Origin of the sequence: Caballeronia sp. ATUFL_F1_KS39, from assembly GCF_023630985.1 — a bacterium.
Classification (GTDB): Bacteria; Pseudomonadota; Gammaproteobacteria; order Burkholderiales; family Burkholderiaceae; genus Caballeronia; species Caballeronia zhejiangensis.
On record NZ_JALQDZ010000001.1, the window covers coordinates 190,172 to 215,068 of the forward strand.

25 protein-coding genes are annotated in these 24,897 nt (G+C 63.5%); 11 read left to right on the forward strand and 14 right to left on the reverse strand.

The annotated features are described in order from the left end of the window. Positions 1-119: 119 nt before the first annotated feature. From NCR93_RS00935 to NCR93_RS00965, 7 genes are all read right to left on the reverse strand, one after another. Positions 120-971: a class I SAM-dependent methyltransferase gene (locus tag NCR93_RS00935; protein ID WP_250456640.1), complete on the reverse strand. Its 852-nt coding sequence runs from the start codon at positions 969-971 to the stop codon at positions 120-122. Next, positions 968-2,089, reverse strand: a complete 1,122-nt coding sequence (locus tag NCR93_RS00940; protein ID WP_250507143.1) for an ATP-grasp domain-containing protein — start codon at positions 2,087-2,089, stop codon at positions 968-970. Before NCR93_RS00940 ends, NCR93_RS00935 begins: the two co-directional genes overlap by 4 nt. 33 nt (positions 2,090-2,122) lie before the next feature. After that, on the reverse strand, positions 2,123-3,271 hold the full coding sequence (vioA, locus tag NCR93_RS00945; RefSeq protein WP_250433479.1) for a dTDP-4-amino-4,6-dideoxy-D-glucose aminotransferase VioA: 1,149 nt from the start codon (positions 3,269-3,271) through the stop codon (positions 2,123-2,125). 2 nt (positions 3,272-3,273) lie between these two features. Next, the gene (locus NCR93_RS00950) at positions 3,274-5,628 is read right to left on the reverse strand and encodes a tetratricopeptide repeat protein (protein WP_250438864.1); all 2,355 of its coding nucleotides are present in this window, start codon (positions 5,626-5,628) and stop codon (positions 3,274-3,276) included. Positions 5,629-5,797: 169 nt separating this feature from the next. Next, the gene (locus NCR93_RS00955) at positions 5,798-6,097 is read right to left on the reverse strand and encodes a flagellar protein FliT (RefSeq protein WP_250433483.1); all 300 of its coding nucleotides are present in this window, start codon (positions 6,095-6,097) and stop codon (positions 5,798-5,800) included. Between the two features lie 18 nt (positions 6,098-6,115). Continuing rightward, complete coding sequence (fliD, locus tag NCR93_RS00960; protein ID WP_250507145.1) at positions 6,116-7,678, reverse strand: flagellar filament capping protein FliD; 1,563 nt, start codon at positions 7,676-7,678, stop codon at positions 6,116-6,118. Positions 7,679-7,880: 202 nt separating this feature from the next. Continuing rightward, the gene (locus NCR93_RS00965) at positions 7,881-9,041 is read right to left on the reverse strand and encodes a flagellin (protein ID WP_250433509.1); all 1,161 of its coding nucleotides are present in this window, start codon (positions 9,039-9,041) and stop codon (positions 7,881-7,883) included. Between the two features lie 243 nt (positions 9,042-9,284). On the opposite strand from NCR93_RS00965, the gene NCR93_RS00970 reads away from it, so the two are divergent. Further along, positions 9,285-10,235 carry an aldo/keto reductase gene (locus tag NCR93_RS00970; RefSeq protein ID WP_250433518.1) on the forward strand — a complete coding sequence of 317 codons (951 nt, stop codon included), beginning with the start codon at positions 9,285-9,287 and terminating at the stop codon, positions 10,233-10,235. A gap of 349 nt (positions 10,236-10,584) precedes the next feature. Continuing rightward, positions 10,585-10,797, forward strand: coding sequence for a 30S ribosomal protein S21 (rpsU, locus tag NCR93_RS00975; protein WP_008351904.1), 213 nt, complete (start codon positions 10,585-10,587; stop codon positions 10,795-10,797). Positions 10,798-10,911: 114 nt separating this feature from the next. Here the strand turns inward: rpsU and NCR93_RS00980 are convergent, their stop codons facing one another. From NCR93_RS00980 to NCR93_RS00990, 3 genes are all read right to left on the reverse strand, one after another. Continuing rightward, the gene (locus NCR93_RS00980; RefSeq protein ID WP_239294315.1) at positions 10,912-11,289 is read right to left on the reverse strand and encodes a hypothetical protein; all 378 of its coding nucleotides are present in this window, start codon (positions 11,287-11,289) and stop codon (positions 10,912-10,914) included. A 16-nt stretch (positions 11,290-11,305) separates the two neighbouring features. Beyond that, positions 11,306-11,731: a hypothetical protein gene (locus tag NCR93_RS00985; RefSeq protein ID WP_175979735.1), complete on the reverse strand. Its 426-nt coding sequence runs from the start codon at positions 11,729-11,731 to the stop codon at positions 11,306-11,308. A 462-nt stretch (positions 11,732-12,193) separates the two neighbouring features. After that, positions 12,194-12,799: a DNA-3-methyladenine glycosylase I gene (locus NCR93_RS00990; RefSeq protein WP_250507146.1), complete on the reverse strand. Its 606-nt coding sequence runs from the start codon at positions 12,797-12,799 to the stop codon at positions 12,194-12,196. 114 nt (positions 12,800-12,913) lie between these two features. Between NCR93_RS00990 and NCR93_RS00995 the strand changes: the two genes are divergently transcribed. Both NCR93_RS00995 and NCR93_RS01000 read left to right on the forward strand, forming a co-directional pair. Beyond that, on the forward strand, positions 12,914-13,831 hold the full coding sequence (locus tag NCR93_RS00995; RefSeq protein WP_250481433.1) for a glucosamine kinase nucleotide-binding domain-containing protein: 918 nt from the start codon (positions 12,914-12,916) through the stop codon (positions 13,829-13,831). Positions 13,832-13,864: 33 nt separating this feature from the next. Then, on the forward strand, positions 13,865-14,701 hold the full coding sequence (locus tag NCR93_RS01000; RefSeq protein WP_008351897.1) for a Cof-type HAD-IIB family hydrolase: 837 nt from the start codon (positions 13,865-13,867) through the stop codon (positions 14,699-14,701). Between the two features lie 46 nt (positions 14,702-14,747). Here NCR93_RS01000 and NCR93_RS01005 read toward each other — a convergent pair whose 3' ends face one another. The 3 genes from NCR93_RS01005 to NCR93_RS01015 form a co-directional block, all read right to left on the reverse strand. Next, positions 14,748-15,035, reverse strand: a complete 288-nt coding sequence (locus NCR93_RS01005) for a hypothetical protein (RefSeq protein WP_008351896.1) — start codon at positions 15,033-15,035, stop codon at positions 14,748-14,750. Between the two features lie 339 nt (positions 15,036-15,374). Then, positions 15,375-16,073: an aquaporin Z gene (gene aqpZ / locus NCR93_RS01010; RefSeq protein WP_008351895.1), complete on the reverse strand. Its 699-nt coding sequence runs from the start codon at positions 16,071-16,073 to the stop codon at positions 15,375-15,377. A gap of 246 nt (positions 16,074-16,319) precedes the next feature. Continuing rightward, complete coding sequence (locus tag NCR93_RS01015; protein WP_008351894.1) at positions 16,320-17,384, reverse strand: glycosyltransferase family 4 protein; 1,065 nt, start codon at positions 17,382-17,384, stop codon at positions 16,320-16,322. 636 nt (positions 17,385-18,020) lie between these two features. Between NCR93_RS01015 and flhD the strand changes: the two genes are divergently transcribed. Together flhD and flhC are read left to right on the forward strand one after the other, a co-directional pair. Beyond that, the gene (flhD, locus tag NCR93_RS01020) at positions 18,021-18,344 is read left to right on the forward strand and encodes a flagellar transcriptional regulator FlhD (protein ID WP_008351892.1); all 324 of its coding nucleotides are present in this window, start codon (positions 18,021-18,023) and stop codon (positions 18,342-18,344) included. A gap of 18 nt (positions 18,345-18,362) precedes the next feature. After that, positions 18,363-18,917, forward strand: a complete 555-nt coding sequence (flhC, locus tag NCR93_RS01025) for a flagellar transcriptional regulator FlhC (RefSeq protein WP_008351890.1) — start codon at positions 18,363-18,365, stop codon at positions 18,915-18,917. A 19-nt stretch (positions 18,918-18,936) separates the two neighbouring features. Here flhC and NCR93_RS01030 read toward each other — a convergent pair whose 3' ends face one another. Further along, positions 18,937-19,347, reverse strand: a complete 411-nt coding sequence (locus tag NCR93_RS01030; RefSeq protein WP_008351888.1) for a YfiM family lipoprotein — start codon at positions 19,345-19,347, stop codon at positions 18,937-18,939. A 311-nt stretch (positions 19,348-19,658) separates the two neighbouring features. Here NCR93_RS01030 and motA point away from each other — a divergent pair, with 311 nt between their 5' ends. The 5 genes from motA (at position 19,659) to cheW (ending at position 24,876) form a co-directional block, all read left to right on the forward strand. Then, complete coding sequence (gene motA / locus NCR93_RS01035; RefSeq protein ID WP_008351887.1) at positions 19,659-20,519, forward strand: flagellar motor stator protein MotA; 861 nt, start codon at positions 19,659-19,661, stop codon at positions 20,517-20,519. Between the two features lie 25 nt (positions 20,520-20,544). After that, complete coding sequence (gene motB, locus NCR93_RS01040; protein ID WP_250433526.1) at positions 20,545-21,543, forward strand: flagellar motor protein MotB; 999 nt, start codon at positions 20,545-20,547, stop codon at positions 21,541-21,543. 67 nt (positions 21,544-21,610) lie between these two features. Beyond that, the gene (locus tag NCR93_RS01045) at positions 21,611-21,988 is read left to right on the forward strand and encodes a response regulator (RefSeq protein WP_008351883.1); all 378 of its coding nucleotides are present in this window, start codon (positions 21,611-21,613) and stop codon (positions 21,986-21,988) included. Positions 21,989-22,039: 51 nt separating this feature from the next. Continuing rightward, positions 22,040-24,340 carry a chemotaxis protein CheA gene (gene cheA, locus NCR93_RS01050; protein ID WP_008351881.1) on the forward strand — a complete coding sequence of 767 codons (2,301 nt, stop codon included), beginning with the start codon at positions 22,040-22,042 and terminating at the stop codon, positions 24,338-24,340. A 17-nt stretch (positions 24,341-24,357) separates the two neighbouring features. Next, positions 24,358-24,876, forward strand: a complete 519-nt coding sequence (gene cheW, locus NCR93_RS01055) for a chemotaxis protein CheW (protein WP_008351879.1) — start codon at positions 24,358-24,360, stop codon at positions 24,874-24,876. Positions 24,877-24,897: the final 21 nt, after the last annotated feature.

Consider the following 24,897-nt stretch of genomic DNA (forward strand, 5'->3'; position numbering starts at 1 on the left):
CCCGCGCGAGGCGGGCATCGAAGAGCGAAGCAGCGCGCCGAGAAAACCGGCACGTCGTTCTTGTTGTTCTTATAGGGGTTATCGGCACGTGCGCCGATAACTTTAGTGCCGTCCGTCAATTAATCGACGATGTAAATCGCGCGCCGATAAAACTCGCCGATGTGCTGTTCCAGCGCATACGGCGCGAGCGCGTCGGCGAAGAGGCGCAGTTCGGCTTGTCCGTGCTGGCCGTTCAGCGCTTCGATGACGTCCTTGCCGAGATCGGCATAGGCGATCGGCGCGTCGGTCGTCTTCTTCGCGTACGCGAGATCGCGAATGCGCCAGCCGGCGTCCGTCAGCAGCTTCGACACATACGCGAGACGCTCCGCATCGGTCGCGCCCGGCTGCAGCGGATGCGTCTTGTCGCCCCACAGATTGCAGCCGAGCTGGAACACGAGCGAGCGCGACGCCTGACGCAGCTTCTTCAGATAAGCGACCGCATACGCCGGAAAGTCGTGCGCGCCGGTCACATATTCGCGGTCGAAATCCGCGCCCGCGTGATGCAGCACATTCAGATGCAAAAGCACGTCGATGTTCGACAGCTTGTCGAGGCCATCGAAGGGCAGCGCTTCGTGATGCACGTCGACATTGCCGATCGAGAAGGCGTCGCCGAGTTCGCGCAGGAACCTCGCGTGTTCGGCGTTCGCTTCGATCGCCGTCACGCGCGCATCGGGATGCGCATGCGCGATCGTGTACGTGAAGAAGCCCGTATTCGCGCCGAAGTCGGCCCAGCGCTCGCCGGCTTGCGGCGCGCGATGCGCGAGAATCCAGTCGAGGCGGTTGCGGTCGCCGCGCCATTGGCTCTGAATGGTCTCCTGATAACCGAGCGTACTCGCGACGAAGTCGGGGATCGTCTGATACCCCGAGTGCTTGGAGACTTCTCCGTAGAGTTGAGCGAGCCGCTCCTTGACTGCGGTGGCGCCAGAGGTCATTTCCATAGTTCCTTGTAAAAGATTCGCCAGCTGTCGCTTGCGAGATAGACGTCGCCGGCCAGGGCGCGCAACGCAGCGCCCGCGAGACGCGCTTCGCTGCCATAGCGATGCACGGTCGTCCGGCGCCGGCGCCATGTGTTCACGATGCCGCCCGTCCACAGATACGTGGCGTGGCGTGCGCGCGATAGGCGCCGGCCTTGATAAGCGGTTGCATCTTCCGTCGCCCAGTCGCCCACGAAAGCTTCGACGATGCCGCAGTCGTGGTTCAGGCACAGGTCGAGCGGTCCCCACGGACGGGGATTCATTTCGATGAAGTACGCGCCGTCGTCCCCGACGATGCATTCGATCATCGCGAAGCCGAAATAGCCGCATTGCGAAAGCGCCTGCCGCAGCTTCACGCCGATATCGCTCGCATGAAAATCGGCGGTGCGCGCGAGCACGATCGACTTGCCGCCGGGCTGCTGCGCGAGGTTTTCCTGCGACGAGCAGAAGACTTCGCCCGTGCGCGCGAAATAGGCGAGCAGATAAAAGCTGCGTCCCGTCACGAAGTGCTGAAAGAAATAGTGCGACGGATCTTCGCTCGCCTTGAAAGCGGCGAGGTCCGCGTCGCTTTTCACGAGCACCGGATAAAGCACGCGCTTGCCGTCGACGTTGCATTTCGGCTTGGCGACGAAAGGCACCACGGCATCGTCGATGCCCGCGTATTCGGGCGGCGGCGCGATGCCTTCGCGCGCGAAGAACTCGGTGGCGCTCGCCTTGTTCGTGAGCTTCGCGTACAGCGACGGATCGACGAGCGGCACATGCACGCCGTCGATGGATTCCAGCGCTTCCTTGTGATTCAGCAGGAAGGTGTTGAAGAATTCGGAGATCGGCACGAGCGTCACGCGGCGCGCGCCGAACTTCGCCTTCGCCTGCGCGATATAACCGGCGAGCAGCGGGACCGAGAGCGTGTCGTTTTCGCGCACGGCGACCACGAGATCGCGATACGCGCTCGACAGAACCTGATCGGCGGCCGAACGCGCGATCACCGCCGCCTGTTGCCCGAGCTTGCCGATCGCGCGCAGCAGCGCGACGACGGCGCGATCGTTGGTGCCGCTGAAGAGAAGAAACACGTGCATGGGTCGATCCTGCGTGCGCCGGGCTGCCGGGCCTTAGACGTTGGCCGCGCGGATCACGTCCACGACGCGCTCGACGTCGCGGTCCGCGAGCGCCGGATAGATCGGCAGGCACAGCACCTTGCGCGATGCTTCCTGCGCGTTCGGCAGTCGGCTCGGCTGCGCGGAGGGCAGGCCGCGATACATCGGGAAATCCGAAATCAGCGGATAAAAATAGCGGCGGCCGAAAATCTCGTGATCGCGCAGACGCTGATACAGCTCGTCGCGCGTCAGCTTGTAGTCGCTTTGCACGAGCACCGGGAAATACGAGTGGTTCGTCGCGCCGCCCGCGAGACCGGGCAGTGGCACGATGCCGTCGACGTCGGCGAGCAGGGTGCGATACAGCGCGTCGATCTCCTGACGGCGCGCGAGCGCGCGATCGATGTGCTGAAGCTGCAACAGGCCGAATGCCGCATTGATTTCGCTCATCTTGCCGTTGATGCCGGCCGCGACCACGGTCGTCTCGTTGACGAAGCCGAAGTTCTTCAGATGGTCGATGCGCTGCTTCACCTTCGCGTCCGGGCAGACGATCGCGCCGCCCTCGAACGTGTTGAAGACTTTCGTCGCGTGGAAGCTCAGCACCGACAGGTCGCCGTGCGTGAGGATGCTGCCCGCCTCGTTGCGCACGCCGAACGCGTGCGCGGCGTCGTAGATCACCTTCAAGTTGTAGTTGTCGGCGATCGCCTGGATCGCTTCGACGTCGCACGGCTGGCCGTAGCAGTGCACCGGCATGATCGCGGTGGTCTGCGGCGTGATGGCGGCTTCGATCTGACGCGGATCCAGATTCAGCGTGACCGGGTCCACGTCGACGAACACCGGCTTGATGCCGTTCCACAGCAGCGAATGCGCGGTCGCGACGAACGAATACGGCGTGGTGATCACTTCGCCCGTGATGCGCAGCGCCTGCAGCGCGGTGACGAGACCCATCGTGCCGTTCGAGAACAGCGCGAGGTGCTGCACGCCGAGGTATTCGCACAGCGCCTGTTCGAGCTGCTGATGAAACGGGCCGCCGTTGGTCAGCGTCTTGTTTTCCCAGATCTTCTCGAGATACGGAACGAATTCGTCGAGCGGCGGCAGATGCGGCTGCGTGACGAAGATACGCTCGTCGATGGCGGGCTGCTCGCGAAAGAGAGGAATGGCGCTCATGATCAACCTTGCGTGGTGGCTGCTGAATTCGCTGCGGCGGGCGCGGCGGCGAGGAGTTCGGTATCGAAAGATTCGGCGGGCAGGCCGGCGCACCAGCGCTGCCACATGTGACGAAGCGCGTGGCTCATGCTCGCGGCGATCACGTCCGGACGGAAGCGCGCCGATTCCGAGCAGCGCTCGCGCATGCCGGTGCGCAGGGCCGCGAGCGCATTCAGATCGCTTGCGTACGCGACGCCCTTCGCGACGAATTCATCCGCGTCGCGTGCGATGAACGATTCGAGTCCGACCTGGCTCATCAACGTGCCGCCCGCGCGGCCGGGCATCGTGTCGCCGAGCAGCGTCAGCGTCGGCACGCCCATCCAGAGCGCGTGCAGCGTCGTCGTGCCGCCCGCATACGGGAAGGTGTCGAGACACAGATCGACCTGATGATGCTGCTGCAGATACACCGACACGTTCGAGCGCTTGAGCAGCGCAAGCCGGTCCGCGGCGATGCCTTCTTCGGCGAACCACTTGCCCAGTTCGGCGACGGCGCTGTCGTCGGGCATCGCGCCCATCAGCATCTTCGAATCCGGCACGGCGTGCAGCACGCGCGCCCACAGCGCGATCACTTCGCGGCGCAGCTTCGACACGCGGTTGAAGCTGCCGAACGTGACGTAGCCCTTGTGGAGCGCGGGCAGCAGATTGACCGGCGGCGAATTCGCATCGGGCAGGAACGGCGCCGCCGCCGGCAGGTACGCGATCTTTTCGACGAACTGGTCGTCGATCGGCGAGAAATGCGGCGTGCGGTTCGCGAAGTAATAGTCGATGGCGCTGACGCCGGTCGTCTGCGGATAGCCGATCCACGACGCCTGGACCGGCGCGGGCTTGCGTGCGAAGGCGCGCAGGCGGTTGCGGCCGGTATGGCCCGACAGGTCGATCAGGATATCGATGCCGTCGGCGCGCACTTTCTCGACGAACGCATCGTCCGACAAGCCCGAGACGACGTTCCAGCGTGGCGCGTGGCCGCGCAGGCGCTGCGTCGTCGAATCCTCGCGCGCATGGGTGCTGTAGACGTGAATCTCGATGCCCGGATCCTTCGCGAGCAATGCGAGCACGGGTTCCAGAAACGATGCGACGGCGTGGCGGAACAAGTCGCCGGACACGAGACCGACGCGCAGCGTCTTGTGCGGATCCTTCGCGTTCTCGTGCGCGCGCCACAGGCGGCGCGCCGGATCGCCGTGACGGCGGTCGAATTCGCGATGTTCGTCGAAGAGCGCGACGGGCGTCAGATCGGTACGGTGCGTGAGGCAGAACAGCAGGTTGCTGTGCGAAATGAAGTCGATCGGGTTGCACTCGAGCGCCTTGCGGAAGGTGCCTTCGGCGCGCGCGATCTGACCGTCGTCCATCAGCACGACGCCGAGCGCGCCGTGCATGTCGCCGTTTTTCGGCGCGAGCTCGATCGCGCGTTCGCAGGCTTCGATGGCTTCGGCGTGACGGCGCATCGCCGACAGCGACACGCCGAGCACGCGATGCGCTTCCGCGTGATTCGGGTCGCGCGCGATCACCAGACGGCACTGCCGCTCGGCGCCGACGTTGTCGCCATGAACCTGCAGCGCGCTCGCGAACAGCATGCGCGAATGCTGGTCCGCGGGCTCCAGCTCGACCGTGCGGCCGAGCGGCTCGATGGCTTCGACGAAGCGGCCGTGCGAGTACAGCGCCAGGCCGAGCGAACGCTGCGCGCCGACGTGATGCGGATAACGTTCGACGAGCACGCGCGCCAGCTTGATCGCTTCGTCGTGGCGGCCCTTGTTGTAGAGCGACGCGAACTGGTTCAGGTCCTGCGGCGTCGGATTGCCGCGCTTGCCGGCGGTCGATTGCGACGCGTCGTCCGCGCTGCCATCGACGGTCTTCGGCGCGAGGCGCGCGAGCTGCGAGGCCTCGGCGAGCACGGCCGCCGCGTAGCCATTCGGGTGCGACAGGCGCTCGATCAGGCCGTCCATCGCCGGACCGCGCGCGCCGCGCTGCTGCGCCATTTCAACCGCGAACCAGGCAGCCTGCGTCTGATTGGTGCGCGCGAGCGCGTCGATGTACGAGACCCAGTACTGGCCGTTGTCCGGACGCAGGCCGAGCACGGATTCGAACAGCGGCACCGCGTCGTCCGGACGTTGCGTCTGGATAAAGAGAACCGCGAGGTTGTACAGCACGTCCGCGTGATCCGGCTTGTGATCGAGAATCGCGCGATAGAGCGCTTCGGCGTCGGCATGATTGCCGGCGTGATGATTCTCCAGCGCCGACTGCATGACGGTCGCGATGTCCTGCTCGAACTGTTGCTCCGGCGTCAGCGTCGTGGCGTCCGGAACCTGTAGGGAAATGCTCATGATCTTCGGCGTGCTCCTTGCGATTGAACTGATTATCCAAGCGAGGCCGCCAAACCGAAGCGCGGAGATGAGCGGGAAAGCCGCCGTAATTTGGGGGATCGCCAGCGGGCGAAAAAATGCCCGCGTGAAGCGGGCATCGGGGGAAAACTGAAGCGAAAGCGCGGTGTTTCTAGAACCGCGCGCCTTGCTGGTAGCGGTTGACGGCGTTCACGCGCTTCATCGCCGCGTGATATTCGGCGGCGAGACCGGTGCGGGTCGCGCTCGCGTCCGCGAGCACGGCAGCGTCGATACCCTGGATTTCGCGGATTTTCGCGAGCGCCTGCGGGCTCTGCTCGCGCGTCAGCGCCTGCAAAAGCGGCGTGCGCGCGGCATCGAGCTCCGCTGCGCGCGGCCAGTCCGCGAGCGTGGCCGCCGTTTCCATGTCTTTCGTCAGTGCGAACAGTTGTTCGACGAGAGCGTCCTGGTTCATCGTGCCGGTTCTCCGCTTTTAGGACTTGTTGGTCGCCATCGCGCCCGCGCTGTTCGTGCCGCCGAAGAGCGCCGTCAGATATTGCGTGTTCTGGTTCATGCTCGCCATCAGCGTATTGAGCGCCGTGAACTGCGCGTTGTAGTCCGACGTGAGCTGCGCGGCGTAGTTGGTCAGCGTCGTCTGCTGCGTCGAGATGTTGGCGAGATCCTTGTTGATCGAATCCGTCTCGGACGTGAGCAGGCCGCCCGTGCTGAGATAGCTCGAAATCTTGTCGGTCAGCTGCGCCCCGACGCCGTTGATCGCGTTGAAAAGCTGCGACACGCCGGTTGCGTTGTTCGTCAGCGCGTCGTTGAGCTTGTCGCTGTCGATGGTCAGCGTGCCGGCCGGCTGCTCCGCGGTCGCATCGAGTGACGAAACCTGGCTGATGCCGAGCGACGCCAGCGAGATCGAGCCGCTGCCCTTGCCGACCGCGCTGCCGATGATCGCGGAAAGCTGATTCTTGATCGTGTTGACCGCCGAGTTGCCGAGCAGCACGCCGCCCTGCGAGCCCGCGGACGCGCTGCTGTTGAACGACGTATAAGAGTTGATCGTCGAGACGACCGTGTTGTAGAGGCTGACGAAGTTCGAAATCGCGCTCGAAATCGACGACGTGTCCTGCGAGATCGTGACCGTCTGCGTGCTCGCCGGGGTCGTCACCGCCGCCGCCGTCAGGTTCAGCGTCACGCCCTTGATCGCGCTCGTGACCGTGTTGCTCGAACTCGTGCCCGCGACGCCGCCGACCTTGTACATCGCGTCCTGCGCGGTCGCGCTTTGCGACCAGCCGTTGGTGACGGAATCGTCGGAAATCGTGGACGCCGCGCCGTTTGCGCCGGCCGTCGACGAGACCCCGAGCTTGTTCAGGTCGCTGCCGCTGGCCGCGCCGGTGATCGTGGTCGAGATGACGTTCGACGCGCCCGTCGTCGTGGAGTTGAGCACCAGATGCTGGCCGTCCGTGCCGGTCACGATCGTCGCGCTCACGCCCGGATTGCCGGACGCGTTGTTGATCGCGGCGGCGATGCCCGAAAGCGTGTTGTTGCTGCTCGTGATGTTGATCGACATCGACTTGGAGCCGACGCTGATCTGCATCGTGCCGGTGCCGAGCTTTTCGTCCGTTGCGAAGCCGGTCGACGTCAGCGATTGCGCCTTCGCTATCTGCGAGACCGTCACGTCGTAGCTGCCCGCCACGGCGCCGGCGGCGCCCGATGCGGTGATGCCGGTGCCCGTCACGTTGGTCGTGAAGGTCGACATCAGCGTGCCGTCGGTCAGGCTCGTCATCGTAGTTTGCAGCGTCGAGAGCGCCGACGACAGCGTGCCGATCGCCGAGAGCTTCGTGTTGTCGTTCGATTGCGCGGCGGCGAGCGATGCGCTCTGGCCGGCCGTTTTCGCGTTGACCATCGCGGTGACGAGCGCGTTGACGTCCATCGACGAGTTGCCCGTCGCGCCGCTGATGATGGATTGCGCTGCTTCGGCAAGCGCCGCGTTCGCGGACGCCTGGGTCTGCGCGGCGGTCGCCGCCGTGGTGGCCGTACTGATCGTGGACATCGGGTAACTCCGTGTATCGCGCTGTCGCCTGATTGCGCGTGATCGCAGTCAACTGCTCGTTGCGGGAAACAAACTCTTGCGTGTGCGCTCGTGGGCGCGGGCGCACACGCAAGAGATCGAAACGTGGTTTCGTCGCCGGGACGGCCCGACGCCGGATCTTCGGGATGAAGATCCGGCGTCGGGTGCTACCTTGGCGTACCGCTTAGCCGAGGAGCTTCAGAACTTGCTGCGGCAGGGAGTTCGCTTGCGCGAGCACCGAGATACCAGCCTGTTGCAGCACTTGAGCCTTGCTGAGGTTCGCCGTTTCCTGCGCGAAGTTCGCGTCGGTGATCTGCGACTGAGCCGACGACAGGTCGGTCGATTCGGCTTGCTGCGACGAAGCGATTGCGCTCAGACGGTTCTGGGCTGCACCCAGCGTTGCCTGCACGTTGTTCAGCGTCTGCAGTGCGTTGTCGATCGAGACCAGCGCGACGTTGGCGCCCGTCGTGGTGCTGATGTCGAGGTTCGCGACCGTGTCCGGCTTGTTGATCTTGTTGATCGACGCGTTGAGGGTGGTGATCGCGGAGCTCACGGATGCGCCCATCGAACCGGCAATGCTCGTGCTGAACGTCAGCGTGTTTTCGTGCGGTGCTGCAGCCGTGCCCGTGCCTGCGGTGCCCGAGCCGAAGATGGCCGTGACAGCCGTCGAGCTCAGCGCGACGTTGTTCTGGTCGGTGAACGAGAAGCCGCCCTTGCCGTCCGACAGCACGTTGATCGAGGTGATCGTCGCGCCGGAAGAGGCGTAGGCGCCGCTCGACGACAGCGACAGGTTCGAGAACGTGCCGAGCGTGTTGCCCTTCTGCACCATGCCGCCGCCGAGCGAGTTCGCGCCCATGTCTTGGCTCAGGTCCAGATTGATCGTCTGACCGACGTTCGCGCCGACCTGGAAGCTCAGGCTGCCAGCCGAACCGTCAAGAATGTTGCGGCCGTTGTACGTCGTTTGCGAAGCGATACGGTTCACTTCGGCGATCTGCTGCGAAACTTCCTTCTGCAGCGAAGCCTGGTCGCTCGACGAGAGCGAGCCGCTCGCGGCTTGCACGGCCAGCGTACGGATACGCTGCAGGCTGGAGGTCATCGACGAAAGCGCGCTCGAAGCCGTCTGGGCAATCGACACACCGTCGTTCGCATTCGAAACGCCCTGGTTCAGGCCGTTGATCTGCGTTTGCATCCGGTTCGAGATCGCGAGACCTGCTGCGTCGTCAGCAGCGCTGTTGATGCGCTTGCCCGACGAGAGGCGGGTGATCGCCGAAGACAGCGCGCTTTGCGTGCCGTTGAGGTTCTGCTGTGCAACCAGCGAGTTGATGTTGCTGTTGATACCGATCATTTTGTTCTCTCCTGGGAGACTGTATCTGGCTTTGGCTAAAGCACCGAGTAAGTTGCCTGGCGGTCCTGCGCTCGGTGATAGCCGGCCGCCTACTTGTGGTTATCGGGCCCCTCGAAAAAAACTTAAGGCCCGCGCAAACGATTTGTGTAACGAATTCTGTTGCGAGGCCGCGAAGCCTTGCCCGGCAAGGCGCCGATTTCGCGCGTATGCTTTTTGGTCCCTCACGACGCATTCGGAGCGCACATGCAGACACGCAATATCGGCACATCGGAACTGAAAGTTGCGCCGCTCGTCTTCGGCGGCAACGTGTTCGGCTGGACTGCCAACGAGCGCACGTCGTTTTCGATCCTCGACGCGTTCGTCGATCACGGGCTGAATTTCATCGATACAGCCGACGTCTATTCCGCCTGGGTCGACGGGCATCAGGGCGGCGAATCGGAGACGATCATCGGCAAGTGGTTCAGGGAAAGCGGCAAGCGCCACCAGGTCGTGCTCGCGACGAAAGTCGGCAAGCTGTCCACGCGCGCCGGGCTCTCGGCGGCGAACATCGCGGCGGCCGTCGACGATTCGCTGCGGCGTCTCAAGACCGATTACATCGACGTCTATTTCTCCCATTACGACGACGAAACCACGCCGCTCGACGAAACCCTCGACGCGTATCAGACGCTCATCAAGGCGGGGAAGGTGCGGGTGATCGGCGCGTCGAACTACACGGGCGAGCGGCTAGAAGAGGCGTTGAAAGTCGCGAAGGATTCGGGCTTGCCGGCGTATCAGATTCTGCAACCCGAATACAACCTCTACGACCGCGAGGGCTACGAGACCGGTCTCGAACCGGTGGCAGAACAGCACAAGATCGCCGTCGTGCCGTATTACGCGCTCGCGAGCGGCTTTCTGTCGGGCAAATATCGGTCGAAGGCGGACACGCAGCACAAGGCGCGCGGCTCGCGCGTCGAAAAGTATCTGACGCCGCGCGGCCTCGAGATTCTCGACGCGCTCGACGAAGTCGCGAAACGCAACGACACGACGCCCGCGACGGTCGCGCTCGCGTGGATGATCGCGCGCCCGAGCGTGACGGCGCCGATCGCCAGCGCCACGTCGGTCGCGCAACTGGAGAGCTTGGCCGCCGCGACGCGCCTGCAACTCGCAGCCGACGATATCCATCTGCTCGACGAAGCCAGCGCGTGGCAGAAATAGTTCTGTTGCATCAATGAGTTGGCCGGCGCGCGGGAGTTGGCAATGGCGCGGTGTTCTGGTAACATCGCGCCCGAATCGAGAAATGTGCCCGATTTCCTGCCTTCGCCGCTGAAAATGACAACGTCAACCAACAGCGGCGAACGGCTCTGAAACGCGCCTTCGTGTGGTTCTTTCGAAAGCGCCTGCCGCTTCCGCGGCTGAATCTCAACGCTCTCTTTTCCGGCCTCCGTGGCCGCTTTGCTCGTGTCCGTCGCGCCGTTCTCACGTCCGGCGGACGATCGGAGTGCCGGGGCGCGGCAACTCGCTGTCGTCGCGCGCTTGAAAATACGTTTAGCAAACCAGGATTTACATGACCACTATCGTCCTCAAAGAAAACGAGCCGTTCGATGTCGCGATTCGGCGTTTCCGCCGCACCATCGAGCGCAATGGCCTGATCGCCGAACTGCGCGAGCGCCAGTCGTACGAAAAGCCGACCACCGAGCGCAAGCGCAAGAAGGCCGCCGCTGTCGCGCGCCTGCGCAAGCGCCTGCGCAGCCAGATGCTGCCGAAGAAGATGCACTAAGCGTCTTGTTCGGGCGAGGGTTTTCGGATCCTCGCGCCGAACGGCAAAACGGCGGTGCGACCCGTAAGGGCGCACCGCCGTTTTCGTTTCTATTGCCTTTTTTAGCGAGGGCGTTCAGACGAACGCGTGACGCCTGCCAAGCGCCGCGAGCAACGCCGGCCACTCTTCGATTTCGGCGTAGTCGTGAACTTCCTCCAGCTCGATCAGCAGATCGATGATGTTCGGATCGTAGGCATTCACGTTCGATGCGTAGAGCGCCCGCAGCAGACCGCCGTCCCGCGCATGCCGATAGTAGGAAATGCCGACGCCTTCCAGCTCCGGCTCGTACACATCGTCGCGCACGAGCGACCCGATCGCGCACTTGCGGCCTTCCGGACTGCGAAGCCTGCACGAACCGTTGTCGTCTTCCGAGACCGCGCGCTGCGTCAGCAAGTGCTCGCTGACGCGCTCGTAAATGTCCTTCGGGCTCAACATCGTAATAGGGCTCAACATCACAGCACCTGCAATATCACGCGGCCGTTTTAAGAAGTTCGGCTGACAACCCGAACTGACGCGCGATCGACGTCAAACGCTCGCGCCATTCCCATTTGCCGAAGACGTCATGCACGTTCTGCAGGCACGACAGCAGCTCGACGGTGTTGGGATCGAACACGTTGATGCGCGAACGGAGCAGCGCGCGCTTCAGCGCCACGACGCCGACATCCATGTACGCCGGCACCTGCTCGGGCGGCTTCGCGATGAAGCGAATGGGCACGCCTTCCATCGCGGTGACATAGTCGCGCGGCTTGATGAAGCTCCCGACAGGGCAGCCGCCGCAGTATCCGCGATAGGCGCCGCCGCCCCGCGGCAGCAAAGCCGCTTGCCCTTGTCCGAAAAGATGCTGGACTGCGCTGTTGAAAATCTCCTGATGCGTCAGGAAGTTCAAGCTTTTCATGATCTTCTCCCCTGCGCCCCTGCGCAGCGGCCATACGTTTAAGTATTCGAGAACCTGCACCTGCTTACCGAAAGCGGCAGCGTCGTTGCAAATGTGGCGCAACAGAATCGACGCTCGCCGCCCGGCCTCTGCTCCGAGCACGGCGGTTTTCCCGGCCTGGGCGTGTGGTCTGACTGCGCCCTGTGTGCTCGCGTCGGATTTCTACACTCAGTGACGATCCGTACACCGTCAGTTATAACGGTTCGGAACGGTAAAAAGGTGCGCCAGCGCACGCGAGGAAGCCATTTTTACACGGCTCGTACGTTCGTGCAGTGCGGAAAACCCGGCCAAAAGCCTTTGAGTTCGGGCAATTGCGCGTGCTTCACTGCAAAAAAACCGTCATCTATAAGGATTTACCCTAGATGGCGTAAATTACGCTATACGATGTTGTCAAAAGGCAAAATTTTTCCGCATAGGAATCGATCAAAGCGGGGTTTTTGCAACGGTCTTCCGTTTTGTCTTAGGTTTTTCTCGCGACATGCAACCCACGGCGTGATCGTTGACCATGCCGGTGGCCTGCATGAACGCGTAGCAAATGGTCGTGCCGACGAACTTGCAGCCGTATTTCTTGAGCGCCTTGCTGAGCGCGTCCGATTCCGGCGTGGACGCGGGCGTGGGATTTTTCGCATCGCGCGGCGTGTCGATCGTTTTGCCGTCGACGAACGCCCAGACGAAATCCGCGAACGAGCCGTGTTCCTGCTGGATCTGCTTCACGGCGCGTGCATTGAGCACCGCCGATTCGATCTTCGCCCGGTTACGCACGATGCGCGCGTCCTGCACGATCCGCTCGACGTCCTTCTCGGTGAAGCGCGCCACCTTGTCGATGTCGAAGCCCGCGAAGAGCGCGCGATAGCCCTCGCGCTTGTTGAGGATCGTCGACCAGGAAAGGCCCGCCTGCGCGCCTTCCAGCACCAGCATTTCGAACAGATGCCGGTCGTCGTGCGACGGCACGCCCCATTCGCCGTCGTGATATTCGATCATCGCGTCGGTCGTGGCCCAGGCGCAGCGGGTGTGTTCGGCGTCTGCCATTGCGAGTCCTCATCATTATTTTGAATCGCGTCAGCATAACGGATCGCCCGTATCGCGCCATCTATGCCATTCGGCCAATTGGCGCGCGTCGCGGCCGCCGGTAAGCTTGCGCCCATGACTACATCTTCGACTTCGGCATTTGACGGCTTCCTGCTCGGCATCGACGGCGGCGGGAGCGGCACGCGCGTGATTCTCGCCGACGCGCACGGCAACGAACTGGCGCGCGCGAGCGGCGGACCTTCGGGGCTCGGGCTCGGGGTGGCGCGCGCGTGGCAATCGATCGGCGACGCGTGCGCGCGCGCATTCGAGGCCGCCGCGCTGCCGTTCGACTGGCGCAACTGCGCACTCGGCTGTGGCCTGGCGGGCGTCAACAACGCGGACTGGCTCACCGCGTTTCTCGGCGCGGCGCCGGACGTGCGCGCGTTGAGCGTGGAAAGCGACGCCTATACGACCGTGCTCGGCGCGCACGGCGGGGAATCCGGCGTGATCGTCGCGCTCGGCACGGGCAGCATCGCGGCGTCGCTGGACGAATCGGGCGTTTGCCGAATCGCGGGCGGCTACGGCTTTCCGAGCGGCGATGAAGCCAGCGGCGCGTGGCTCGGCCTGCGCGCGGTGGTGCATCTGCAGCGCGTGCTCGACGGCCGCGCGCCCGAAGATGGCTGGTCGCGCGCGATGCTCGCCCACACTGGCGCGACGGATCGCGACAGTCTCGTCGTCTGGCTGTGCGCCGCGAATCAAACCGCTTATGCGACGCTTGCGCCCACCGTGTTCGAGTTCCGCGACCATCCCGAGGCCGCGCGTCTGCTGGATCAGGCGGGGCAGGAAATCGCGAAACTCGTCGCGGCGCTCGATCCCGCCGGCGTGCTGCCCGTCGCGCTGTGCGGCGGGCTGGCCGCGCCTTACGAGCCATTCGTGCCGGCCATGTTGCGCGAACGCATGCGTGCGCCACGCGCCGATTCCGCAGCGGGCGCGCTCGAACTGGCGCGACGCGCGGCGTCCGCTTTCGCGGGTGCGGACGGTGCGGCGCGATAAAATACCGACCTTCGCGGCACCACAAAGGCAGTCATGTATTCGGTTATCGCTACTGATCTCGACGGTACGCTTCTCAACAGCGACCACCAGCTCGATCCCTTCACCGCCGAAACCGTGCGCGCGCTCGCGGCGCGCGGCGTGCCTATCGTCATCGCGACGGGCCGGCATTATCGCGACGTCGCCGGCATTCGCGATGTGCTCGGCGTCGACGCGTATCTCATCACGTCCAACGGCGCGCGCGTGCATACGCCGGCCGACGAGCGCATTTATTCGCGCGACCTCGAGCCCGCCGCCGTGCGCCGCCTCGTGCAGCCCGAGATCGCGGGCAGCGAGCGCGTCATCGTCAATCTTTTTGCCGACGACGCCTGGCTCATCGACCGTCACGCGCCCGAGTTGCTGGTCTTCCACCAGGATTCCGGCTTCAAGTACGAAGTGATGGATCTGCGCGAGCATGATGGCGAGAACATCGCGAAAGTGCTGTATATCGGCGATCCGGCCGATCTGAAGGTGACCGCCGCGAACCTCGAACGGGAGTTCGGCGATTCGCTCTACGTCACGTATTCGCTGCCGGACTGTCTGGAAGTGATGACGTCGGACGTATCGAAAGGGCGCGCGCTGCGTTTCGTGCTGGAGCGGCTCGATGTCGATACCGCGCAATGCGTCGCGTTCGGCGACAACATGAACGATATCGATCTGCTCGAAACCGCCGGGCATCCGTTCATGATGAACAACGCGAACCCCGATCTGATCAAGCGCCTGCCGAACGTGCCGCGTATTGGGTACAACTTCGAGGCGGGCGTCGCGCATCAGCTGCGCAAGCTGTTCGACATTCGCGACGAACTCGCGTCGCCGGGACAGACGCCCGACTGATATCCGTCACGGCGGGCCGCGGACCTCGATCCGCGGCCGGTCCCGCTTATCCGCGATGGCCCCAGTTGTTGCCGTAGCCGCCGTGGTTCCAGCCCGCGCGGTCGTATCGGCCATAGTCGCGATGATCGCGGCCATACCAGCGCGGCGCTTCGTGGCGATAGTACGGCGCGCGATACGCCGGAACCGCCGGACGCACGTACACCGGAGCCGGCGCCACATAAGCCGGCGCGCCGAGCGAGACGCCGATGTGCAGATCGCTGTGAGCCTGAGCCGCGCCGACAGCACCGATAGCAAGACCAGTCGCGACAAGCATGTGGGTGACGATGCGCTTCATTGTGTTTCTCCTTTAAGGCGACGTGTGTCGCATGGGTCCAATTTAAGCGCCCGCCGTCTTACATGCTTCGAGGACTTGTTACCGTGTGCAAGGACGGCGTAAGGGAGTTCGCAAGCGCGGCGGCGCCGTCGACATCGCTGGAAGCCTTATCCTTCAAGCCTTCGGCGGCGCGGGAAATGATCCTTGGCATCGCGTGACGGAAATTCATAAGCAGGCTGCGTAATTCGGCATTACATTTGTCGCGCGCGTTTAATCTTTCGTATGCGCGCTGTGGCGCAAAAACAAAAACGGGCGCATTTCGCGCCCGTTTTGCTTGCCGCCGTTTGCTGCCGCCGTGACTTACTTCTGACGCGTCAGCAACGGATAAAGCACGCCCGCGAGAATCGCGCCGACGATCGGCGCAATCCAGAACAGCCACAGCTGATCGAGCGCCCAGCCGCCGACGAAGAACGCCTGGCTCGACGAGCGCGCCGGATTCACCGACGTATTCGTGACCGGAATCGAGATCAGATGGATGAGCGTCAGGCACAGGCCGATGGCGAGCGGCGCGAAGCCTTTCGGCGCGCGCTCGTCGGTGGCGCCGAGGATCACGAAGAGGAAGAAGAACGTCATCGCGATTTCGGCGATGAGCGCGGCGGCCATCGAGAAGTGCCCCGGCGAGTGCTCGCCGAAACCGTTCGCGGCGAATGCGCTCGACGCGAAGTCGAAGCTCGGATTGCCCGTGGCGATCAGATAGATTACCCACGCGCCGAGCGTCGCGCCGATCACTTGCGCCGCGATGTACGGCACGAGATCGCGCACCGGAAAGCGGCCCGCCGTCGCGAGCCCGATGCTCACGGCCGGGTTCAGGTGGCAGCCCGAGACGTGGCCGATGGCGTAGGCCATCGTCAGGACGGTGAGACCGAATGCCAGCGAAACGCCGGCGAATCCGATGCCGAGTTCAGGAAAGGCCGCGGCGAGCACGGCGCTTCCGCAGCCGCCCAGCACGAGCCAGAAAGTACCGAAAATTTCAGCGCCGAGACGCTTCGACAAATGCATGATTCTGCCTTCGTGAAAAAGATGAAAAGCCGTTGATTTCAAACAAGAACGCGTGACGCGCTTTTGCGCAGCGCAGTTTAAGCGCGGTGTCTTTGGCGAACTGTCAAAAATGGTCGATCGGCTCTCAATTCACGGGCATTGCACCGAAACTTCGGATCATTCCTTAGCGAATGTCTTAACAAGCGCGCAAAAAAATGCCGCCCGGCAAGCGGGCGGCAGTTCCAGCAATTCTGGTCAGGAAGGCAATCAGCCCACCGCGACCTGACGCAACACCGGGCGCTTCGCGGCCTGAAGCATCGCCGTGTAGCTTTCGACGTAGTTCTGCGCCATCGTCTGCGCGCTGAAGCGGCGCTCGAACTGCGCGCGGATTTCCGTGCGCGACAGCTCGTCGAGACGTTGCAGCGCGCCGACCGCGCCTTGCACGTCCTCGCAGATGAAGCCCGTCACGCCGTGGTCGATCACTTCCGGCACCGAACCGCGATTGAACGCGATCACCGGCGTGCCGCAGGCCATCGCCTCGATCATCACGAGGCCGAACGGCTCGTTCCAATCGATCGGGAAGAGCAGCGCCTTCGCGCCCGACAGAAATTCCGGCTTCTGCGCTTCATTGATCTCGCCGATGAACTCGACGTGCGCCTGCGAAAGCAGCGGTTCGATCGTCGACTTGAAGTATTCCTGGTCGACCTTGTCCACCTTGGCGGCGATCTTCAGCGGCAGACCGCTCTGGGCCGCGATCTTGATTGCGAGATCGGCGCGCTTTTCCGGGCAGATGCGGCCCAGGAACGCCAGATATTCTGGCTTCTTGTGGGGCTGCGGCGTCAGCAACTGGCTCGGCAGACCGTGATAAACGGTGTTCAGCCAGTTCGCCTGCGGCAGCGGCCCGCGCTGATTGTCCGAGATCGAAATGACGTTCGCCTTCGTGAACGTGTTGAAGATCGGCTGCAGTTCCGGCAGATCGAGCCGGCCGTGCAGCGTCGTCACGAACGGCGTGTCCATCTGCGTGAACAGCGGGAACGGCATGTAATCGAGGTGGAAGTGCAGCACGTCGAACTCGTGCGCGCGCTGGCGGACGGTTTCGAGCAGCAGCATGTGCGGCGCGAGCGCGTCGCGCACGGTCGGATCGAGACGCAACGCACGCGGCCACACGGGTTCGAGCGTCGCCTTGGTTTGCGAATCGCCGCTGGCAAACAACGTTACATCGTGGCCGAGTTCGACGAGCGCATCCGTCAGATAAGACACGACGCGCTCAGTGCCGCCGTAAAACTTCGGAGGAACTGCTTCGTGCAACGGTGCAATTTGTGCGATTCGCATAACGTGACTCTCCATTTAGGTAAGGCATTGCAGTCACGCTCCGGTCGAGCGCTCAACGCATGCCATTCGGGCGGGCCGCGTGTGGTTGGACGCCGCCCGAGACAGGCCCGGAGATGAAAAAACATCGCGACCGGGTTATCCCTTACCGATCATTATCGGGATCGAGACCGGCATTTCACTTCATTTTTCAATCGCTTATCGTTGTTACAGCGCGATACATGTGCTGTTACGAAGTCAGAAATTGCATCGATGGCGGCGATGAGGGCGGATTTGAAGCGTCGGACGCGCCGGGCGGCATGAATCAGCAATTCGCGGTCCTGCGGCCTGAAAGGCGCGACAGCGCGCGCCCGTCTTAAAAAAACGGGGCGCGGCTATTAAGTCAGACGAATACGTGCCGATAACGCATGTCTGCCGAGCGGCATCGAAGCGGCCGGCTTGTAAGAAATTTTCCTACACGATTCTTCGCGAAACTCCGTCGCAGCGTCGGATGCTTTGTCCGACAGGCGCGGCCGCGGGCATCGGCGACAATCGAATCGACAACAGACAACACGCGCGGGGCCGCATTCGCGTTTCTTTGCGAATTCGAGCAAACGTTCCCGCCGGGCCTGACCAGCCACGTTTCGATTCGGGGAAAAGATGACGACCAGCACTACGAGTACGCTCGCGGAAATCCGCGAGGTGAACCTGTCGTACTTGCTCCTCGCTCAGCGGCTTCTTCAGGAAGACCGCATCTCGGCGATGTATCGCCTGGGCCTTTCGGAGCAGGTTGCGCAAGTTCTGGCTTCGCTGACGCTCGCGCAGGCAGTGAAAGTGGCGTCGTCGAGCCATTTGCTGTGCCGCTTTCGTTTCGATGACCACGCGATCCTTTCGTCGCTCGCCGACAAGGACCGCAGCGCGGCGCTCGCGCACGCCCACGCGGCGATTGTGCTGGCGGACAGTCCCGTCGAGCAGATCGGCTGACGCCGCGCGCGAAGCCCGATGGCGACGAAAAGCGTGGTCGCGGAGGTCCGCGAAATCACTTTGGCGATCGAGCTGATCGAGCTCGGCGCGCGCCTGCAACTGCTCGAAGCGGAAACGAGCCTGTCGCGCGACCGTCTCATCAAGCTCTATAAGGAACTGAAAGGCGTGTCGCCGCCCAAGGGCATGCTGCCGTTCTCGACGGACTGGTTCATGACGTGGCAGCCGAACATCCATTCGTCGCTGTTTCACGGCATTTATCGCTTCATGGCGGCCAACGACAAGAGCCAGCCGACGATTCACGCGATCGTGAAAAGCTACCGCCTCTATCTCGAACACGCGGCGCTGTACGGCGACGAACCCGTGCTGTCGCTCACGCGCGCGTGGACGCTCGTGCGCTACTTCGAATCCGGCATGCTCCAGACCAACGTCTGCACGCGCTGCCGCGGACGTTTCGTCGCACATGCGTACGAACTGCGCGCCGGTTACGTGTGCGGCCTCTGCCAGCCGCCATCGCGCGCGGGCAAGACGCGCAAGGCGGGCGCGGACCGCGAAGCGGGGCGGATCGCCGCCTGATCCGCGCGCCCGCGTCCGTCTAAAAGCGATCGTGGTACGAAAGCCCGACGGTCATCCCGTGCGGCGTGCGCTGATACATGATCGCCCAATGCGTCACCGATGCGCCGATCCACGCACCGAGCGCGTCGGCGGCCAGATCCTTGTAGGAGAAGCCGTCCGTGCGGCAGGTTCCGTCGACGATTTCCTTCACCAAGCCCGGCGCAGTGCCGATCAACGTGCCGTAGACGACCGGATGGTCCGAGCCGCGCGTCAAATAGGCGCCGAGCGCGCCGAACGGCGCGGACGCGGCCACGTGGGCAAGTTTGTCGGAGCCGGTCCAGCTATCCGATGTCTGCATACGCCAGCCGCCGCGCGAACCGCTGCAGTCGAAACCCGCATGCGCGAATGAACTCGCGGTCACTGTCAGCGCGAGCGCGCTGGCCTGTTTCATTGCTCTTGTCATCGTTCTCTCCGATTTCATGACTTCGCGTCTCCAACAAAACTGAACGCGCGTTCGTATTATCGGCAGAAAATGTGATGTTTCGTGTCGAACGGGAAAATTTTGTTTCGCCGCTAGGAAAAGTTCGATATTTCGTTGCCGTGAATCAGCGATTGAGACGCAGATTTTTGCGAAACAGCGAGAAGGTCGCGCGGCAAACCGCACGGAACCTACAGCGGTTTGACCGTGCCCCAAAGTTTTCCAGTCGAGTGCCGTAAACCACTTAACGGCGGTCTTACCGCATCAAACGTGAGGACTCGACTGTGCTGATTTTCATTGGATCGCTCGTGACATTGCTGTCCGTCTTCGGCGGCTATGCCATCGAAGGCGGCCACCTTGGCGCGCTCATGCAGCCGGTCGAAATTCTGATGATCGCGGGCGCGGGCGTCGGCGCGTTCATCCTCGGCAACAACGTCAAGACCATCAAGGCGACGATTCAGGTGCTGCCGACGCTCTTCAAGGGCGCGAAGTACGACAAGAGCATGTACATGGAGCTGATGGGCCTGCTCTACGTGCTGCTCGCGAAAGCGCGCAAGGAAGGCACGCTCGCGCTCGAAGCGGATATCGAAGATCCGGCGAAGAGCCCGGTGTTCAGCCAGTACCCGAAGATTCTCGCGGACCATCACATCGTCGAATTCCTGACGGATTACCTGCGCCTCATGGTGAGCGGCAATATGAACGCGTTCGAGATCGAAAGCCTCATGGACGAGGAAATCGAGACGCATCACGTCGAAGGCGAAGCGCCGGCGCACGCGCTCACCAAGGTCGGCGACGCGATGCCCGCGTTCGGCATCGTCGCGGCGGTGATGGGCGTCGTGCACACGATGGCCTCCGCCGATCAGCCGCCCGCGATTCTCGGCGAGATGATCGCGCAGGCGCTCGTCGGCACCTTCCTCGGCATTCTGCTTTCGTACGGCTTCATCGGACCGCTCGCGAACGTCGCGGAACAGCGCGTCGCGGAGCAGACCAAGATGTTCCAGTGCATCAAGGTGACGATCCTCGCGAGCCTGAATGGCTACGCCCCCGCGATCGCGGTGGAATTCGGCCGCAAGGTGCTGTTCTCGACGGAGCGCCCGTCGTTCTCCGAGCTGGAAGAACACGTGCGCAAGGTCAAGTCGAAGTGACTTCCGCCATAGTCGAGACACAGCGATGAGCAACGATACCGATCGCCCGATATTCATCAAGCGCGTCGTCGCGGGCAAGAAAGGCCATCACGGCGGCGCGTGGAAACTCGCCTACGCGGACTTCATGACCGCGATGATGGCGTTCTTCCTGCTGATGTGGCTGCTTTCGTCGACGTCGCCGGTGCAGCGGCGCGGCATCGCCGAATATTTCCAGATGCCGCTCAAGGCCGCGATGGTCGGCGGCAAGACCGTCGGCATGGACAACAGCATCATCATGGGCGGCGGCCGCGACATTTCCAGCACCGACGCAGGCGCCGCGCGCAAGACCGATGGCGCCACGCAGCTCGCGCAGCGCGCCTCGTCCGACACCGACGAAGAACTGCTCAAGTCCGCGCAGGGCGAGCTCGAACGGCGCGAGCAGGTGCGCCTGCACGATCTTCAGGTGAAGCTCATGGCCGCGATCGAGGCCAATCCGACGCTGCGCCAGTTCAAGCAGCAGATCCGCATCGAATCGACGCAACAGGGCTTGCGCATCGAAATCGTCGATACCCAGAAGCGCCCGATGTTCGCGCTCTCCAGCGACGCCGTGCAGCCGTACATGCGCGACATCCTGCGCGAGATCGGCCGCTCGCTCAACGACGTGCCGAATCACATCGTCGTGCAGGGACACACAGACGCCGTGAAGTACGCGGGCGGCGACAAGGGCTACAGCAACTGGGAGCTGTCCGCGGACCGCGCGAACGCGTCGCGGCGCGAGCTGGTCGCGGGCGGCATGGACGAAGGAAAGGTGATGCGCGTGCTCGGACTCGCGTCGACGCAAAACCTGAACAAGAAAGATCCGCTCGATCCGGAGAACCGGCGCATCAGCGTGATCGTGCTCAATCGCAAGACGGAGCTGTCGATGCTGCGCGACGACGGCTCACGCGGCGCGACGCTCGACAACGGCACGGACGCGAACGGCAATCCGTCGTCGGCGCTCGGCCAGCTCATTCCCGGCGTCGCGGTGAGACCCGTGGCGAAGTGAGCAAAAACCTCGAAAAAGACGCTCAAGTGTCGACACGTTTCGACCGTCATCCCGGCAAGAGACAAACATGATCAAACACATTCTGGCAATCGACGATTCAGCCGCGATGCGGCAAATCCTCTCGGCGACGCTGGCGGCGGCGGGTTACCAAGTGACCGTTGCGTCGGACGGCGACGAGGGGCTGGAGTGGGCGCTCGCGGAGCGCTTCGATCTGGTTCTGACCGATCAGCACATGCCGGGCAGAAGCGGGCTCGATCTGATCGTGGCGCTGCGCGGAAATCCCGCATACAAGGCGACGCCGATTCTCGTGCTGACGACCGAAGGCGGCGAGCCGTTCAAGGACGCGGCGCGCTCGGCGGGCGCGACAGGCTGGATCGAGAAGCCGCTCGATCCGGACCTGCTGACGGAACTGGTCGCCGCGCTCTCCGAAGAAACGCAGCACTAAAGCGAACGCACAAGACAACTCGCGCACGCACGCGCCGATGGTGACTCAAGCATGACACTCGACATTACCCAGTTCTACCAGACCTTCTTCGACGAAGCAGACGAACTGCTCGCGCAGATGGAGCAACTGCTGCTCGTTCTGGACATCGCGAATCCCGATCCGGAAGACCTCGCGGCGATCTTCCGCGCGGCGCACTCGATCAAGGGCGGCGCGGCGACGTTTGGTTTCACCGCGCTCACCGAAACGACGCACATCCTCGAATCGCTGCTGGACCGCGCGCGCAACAACGAACTCGTCCTGCGCCGCGACATGATCGACACGTTCCTCGCGACGAAGGACGTGCTGTCGGATCAGCTCGCCGCGTATCGCGCGAGCGCGGAGCCGGATGCGGCCGCGGCCGCCGCGATCTGCGCGAAGCTCGAGCGTCTGAAGAACGAACAGGCCGAAGGCGCACCGTCCGGCCGGATCGAGCCGCCCGCGCTGCCGGGCGCCGACGCGAACGTCGCGTCCGCCGCGAGCGCGAACGCCGCGCCGGCCTACGACGGCCCGAATGCGCCGCCCGCTCACGTGCTTTCACAGGCGATGGACGCGATCGAGGACGACGGCAACTGGGACGGCGCGTTCGAGCTCGCCGATGGAACGAATGCAGGAACCGCTGCCGCGACGCCGGGACACACCGGCGCGCCGCACGCGGAAGTTGGACCCCACCTGAAAATTACGCTACGGGGGGTGGGCGAGAAGGACCTGGCGACTCTGATCGAGGAGCTGGGGAACCTGGGAAGCATCGTCGGAGAAAAGAAAGCGGACGCCGAGTACGTGGTATGGCTCGACTCGGACGTCCCCGCCGACGATATCGTCGCTGTGTGCTGCTTCGTGATCGATGAAAAGCAGATCACGATCGGCCGCGGCGATGCAGCGGCGCAATCCGCAGAAGCCCAGCCGGCGCGCCTGGAAGCGACGGCCACGCAGATTGCGCAACCCACGATACACGAAGAGCCGAAGCAATCGCAGGCGCACGCGGCGCCCGCATCCGCCGCTGGCAAGGAAGCAGTGAAGGAAGAAGCGGCGACGGCGGCGGGCTCGAAAGACCCGTCCGCCGCTCAGCCGGCAAAGTCCGCAGCAAGCGACGCCGACAAGAAAGCGCGCCCCCAGGCTGCGGCATCGGCGGAAGGCAGCTCGATTCGCGTCGGCGTGGAGAAGGTCGATCAGCTCATCAACCTGGTGGGCGAACTCGTCATCACGCAGGCGATGCTCGCGGAAACCACGAGCACGTTCGATCCCGCGTTGCACGACCGCCTGTTCAACGGCATGGCGCAGCTCGAGCGCAACGCGCGCGATCTGCAAGAGGCCGTCATGTCCATCCGCATGATGCCGATGGATTACGTTTTCAGCCGCTTCCCGCGCCTCGTGCGCGACATCGCCGGCAAGCTCGGCAAGGAAGTGGAACTCGTCACGTTCGGTCAGGCGACCGAACTCGACAAGAGCCTGATCGAGCGCATCATCGATCCGCTCACGCACCTCGTGCGCAACTCGCTCGATCACGGCATCGAGACCGTGGAAGCGCGCCGCGCGGCGGGCAAGTCGACGACCGGCCAGCTCGTGCTCTCGGCGGCGCATCACGGCGGCAACATCGTGATCGAAGTGAGCGACGACGGCGCGGGCCTGCGCCGCGACAAGATTCTCGCGAAGGCGCAGAAGCAGGGCATGCAGGTTTCCGAATCGATGAGCGACGAAGAAGTCTGGCAACTCATCTTCATGCCGGGCTTCTCGACCGCCGAACAAGTGACGGACATTTCCGGCCGCGGCGTCGGCATGGACGTGGTGAAGCGCAACATCCAGTCGATGGGCGGCCACGTCGAAATCATGTCGCGCCAGGGCGCGGGCACGACGACGAAGATCGTGCTGCCGCTCACGCTCGCGATTCTCGACGGCATGTCGGTGAAGGTCGGCAACGAGATCTTCATTCTGCCGCTCAACTTCGTGATGGAGTCGCTGCAACCGGTCGCCGAGGACATCTACACGGTCGCGAACGGCGAGCGCGTCGTGCGCGTGCGCGGCGAATATCTGCCGCTCGTCGCGCTGCATCGCGTGTTCGATGTCGAAGGCGCGCGCACGGAGCCGACGCAGGGCATCGTCACGATCATGCAGACGGAAGGACGCCGCTTCGCGATGCTGATCGACGAGCTCGTCGGCCAGCAGCAAGTCGTCGTCAAGAACCTCGAAACGAATTACCGCAAGGTGCACGGCATTTCCGCCGCGACCATCCTGGGCGACGGCAGCGTCGCGCTGATCGTCGACGTGGCCGCGCTCAACCGCGAATCGCGCGCACAGCACGGCGCGCACGCTCACTAATACCGAAGGAGTCTTTCATGGCAGACGTTCAATCGATTCAAACCGCTGCGCCTTCGCGTCGTGACACGCAAAACACGGAAGCAGCCGGACAGGAATTCCTCGTGTTCACGCTCGGCGCCGAGGAATACGGCATCGACATCCTGAAAGTGCAGGAGATTCGCGGCTACGACAACGTTACACGCATCGCGAATGCGCCCGGGTTCATCAAGGGCGTGATCAATCTGCGCGGCATCATCGTGCCGATCGTCGACATGCGCATCAAGTTCAATCTGGGCCGCGTCGAGTACGACAACCAGACGGTCGTCATCATCCTGAACGTCGCGCATCGCGTGGTCGGCATGGTCGTCGACGGCGTGTCGGACGTGCTCACGCTCACGCAGGAACAGGTGATGCCCGCGCCGGAATTCGGCGGCACGCTCGCGACCGAATATCTGACGGGCCTCGGCACGGTCGACGGCCGCATGCTGATCCTGATGGACATCGAGAAGCTCATGACGAGCCGCGAGATGGAGTTGATCGACTCCGTCGGCGCATAAAAACGTATTCAGGAAGCAGGA

Excerpts from the sequence above, each read along its gene's own strand:
- NCR93_RS00935 (WP_250456640.1), bottom strand. The coding sequence starts at position 971 with ATGACCTCTGGCGCCACCGCAGTCAAGGAGCGGCTCGCTCAACTCTAC.
- NCR93_RS00940 (WP_250507143.1), bottom strand. The coding sequence starts at position 2,089 with ATGCACGTGTTTCTTCTCTTCAGCGGCACCAACGATCGCGCCGTCGTC.
- vioA (WP_250433479.1), bottom strand. The coding sequence starts at position 3,271 with ATGAGCGCCATTCCTCTCTTTCGCGAGCAGCCCGCCATCGACGAGCGT.
- NCR93_RS00950 (WP_250438864.1), bottom strand. The coding sequence starts at position 5,628 with ATGAGCATTTCCCTACAGGTTCCGGACGCCACGACGCTGACGCCGGAG.
- NCR93_RS00955 (WP_250433483.1), bottom strand. The coding sequence starts at position 6,097 with ATGAACCAGGACGCTCTCGTCGAACAACTGTTCGCACTGACGAAAGAC.
- fliD (WP_250507145.1), bottom strand. The coding sequence starts at position 7,678 with ATGTCCACGATCAGTACGGCCACCACGGCGGCGACCGCCGCGCAGACC.
- NCR93_RS00965 (WP_250433509.1), bottom strand. The coding sequence starts at position 9,041 with ATGATCGGTATCAACAGCAACATCAACTCGCTGGTTGCACAGCAGAAC.
- NCR93_RS00970 (WP_250433518.1), top strand. The coding sequence starts at position 9,285 with ATGCAGACACGCAATATCGGCACATCGGAACTGAAAGTTGCGCCGCTC.
- rpsU (WP_008351904.1), top strand. The coding sequence starts at position 10,585 with ATGACCACTATCGTCCTCAAAGAAAACGAGCCGTTCGATGTCGCGATT.
- NCR93_RS00980 (WP_239294315.1), bottom strand. The coding sequence starts at position 11,289 with ATGTTGAGCCCTATTACGATGTTGAGCCCGAAGGACATTTACGAGCGC.
- NCR93_RS00985 (WP_175979735.1), bottom strand. The coding sequence starts at position 11,731 with ATGAAAAGCTTGAACTTCCTGACGCATCAGGAGATTTTCAACAGCGCA.
- NCR93_RS00990 (WP_250507146.1), bottom strand. The coding sequence starts at position 12,799 with ATGGCAGACGCCGAACACACCCGCTGCGCCTGGGCCACGACCGACGCG.
- NCR93_RS00995 (WP_250481433.1), top strand. The coding sequence starts at position 12,914 with ATGACTACATCTTCGACTTCGGCATTTGACGGCTTCCTGCTCGGCATC.
- NCR93_RS01000 (WP_008351897.1), top strand. The coding sequence starts at position 13,865 with ATGTATTCGGTTATCGCTACTGATCTCGACGGTACGCTTCTCAACAGC.
- NCR93_RS01005 (WP_008351896.1), bottom strand. The coding sequence starts at position 15,035 with ATGAAGCGCATCGTCACCCACATGCTTGTCGCGACTGGTCTTGCTATC.
- aqpZ (WP_008351895.1), bottom strand. The coding sequence starts at position 16,073 with ATGCATTTGTCGAAGCGTCTCGGCGCTGAAATTTTCGGTACTTTCTGG.
- NCR93_RS01015 (WP_008351894.1), bottom strand. The coding sequence starts at position 17,384 with ATGCGAATCGCACAAATTGCACCGTTGCACGAAGCAGTTCCTCCGAAG.
- flhD (WP_008351892.1), top strand. The coding sequence starts at position 18,021 with ATGACGACCAGCACTACGAGTACGCTCGCGGAAATCCGCGAGGTGAAC.
- flhC (WP_008351890.1), top strand. The coding sequence starts at position 18,363 with ATGGCGACGAAAAGCGTGGTCGCGGAGGTCCGCGAAATCACTTTGGCG.
- NCR93_RS01030 (WP_008351888.1), bottom strand. The coding sequence starts at position 19,347 with ATGAAACAGGCCAGCGCGCTCGCGCTGACAGTGACCGCGAGTTCATTC.
- motB (WP_250433526.1), top strand. The coding sequence starts at position 20,545 with ATGAGCAACGATACCGATCGCCCGATATTCATCAAGCGCGTCGTCGCG.
- NCR93_RS01045 (WP_008351883.1), top strand. The coding sequence starts at position 21,611 with ATGATCAAACACATTCTGGCAATCGACGATTCAGCCGCGATGCGGCAA.
- cheA (WP_008351881.1), top strand. The coding sequence starts at position 22,040 with ATGACACTCGACATTACCCAGTTCTACCAGACCTTCTTCGACGAAGCA.
- cheW (WP_008351879.1), top strand. The coding sequence starts at position 24,358 with ATGGCAGACGTTCAATCGATTCAAACCGCTGCGCCTTCGCGTCGTGAC.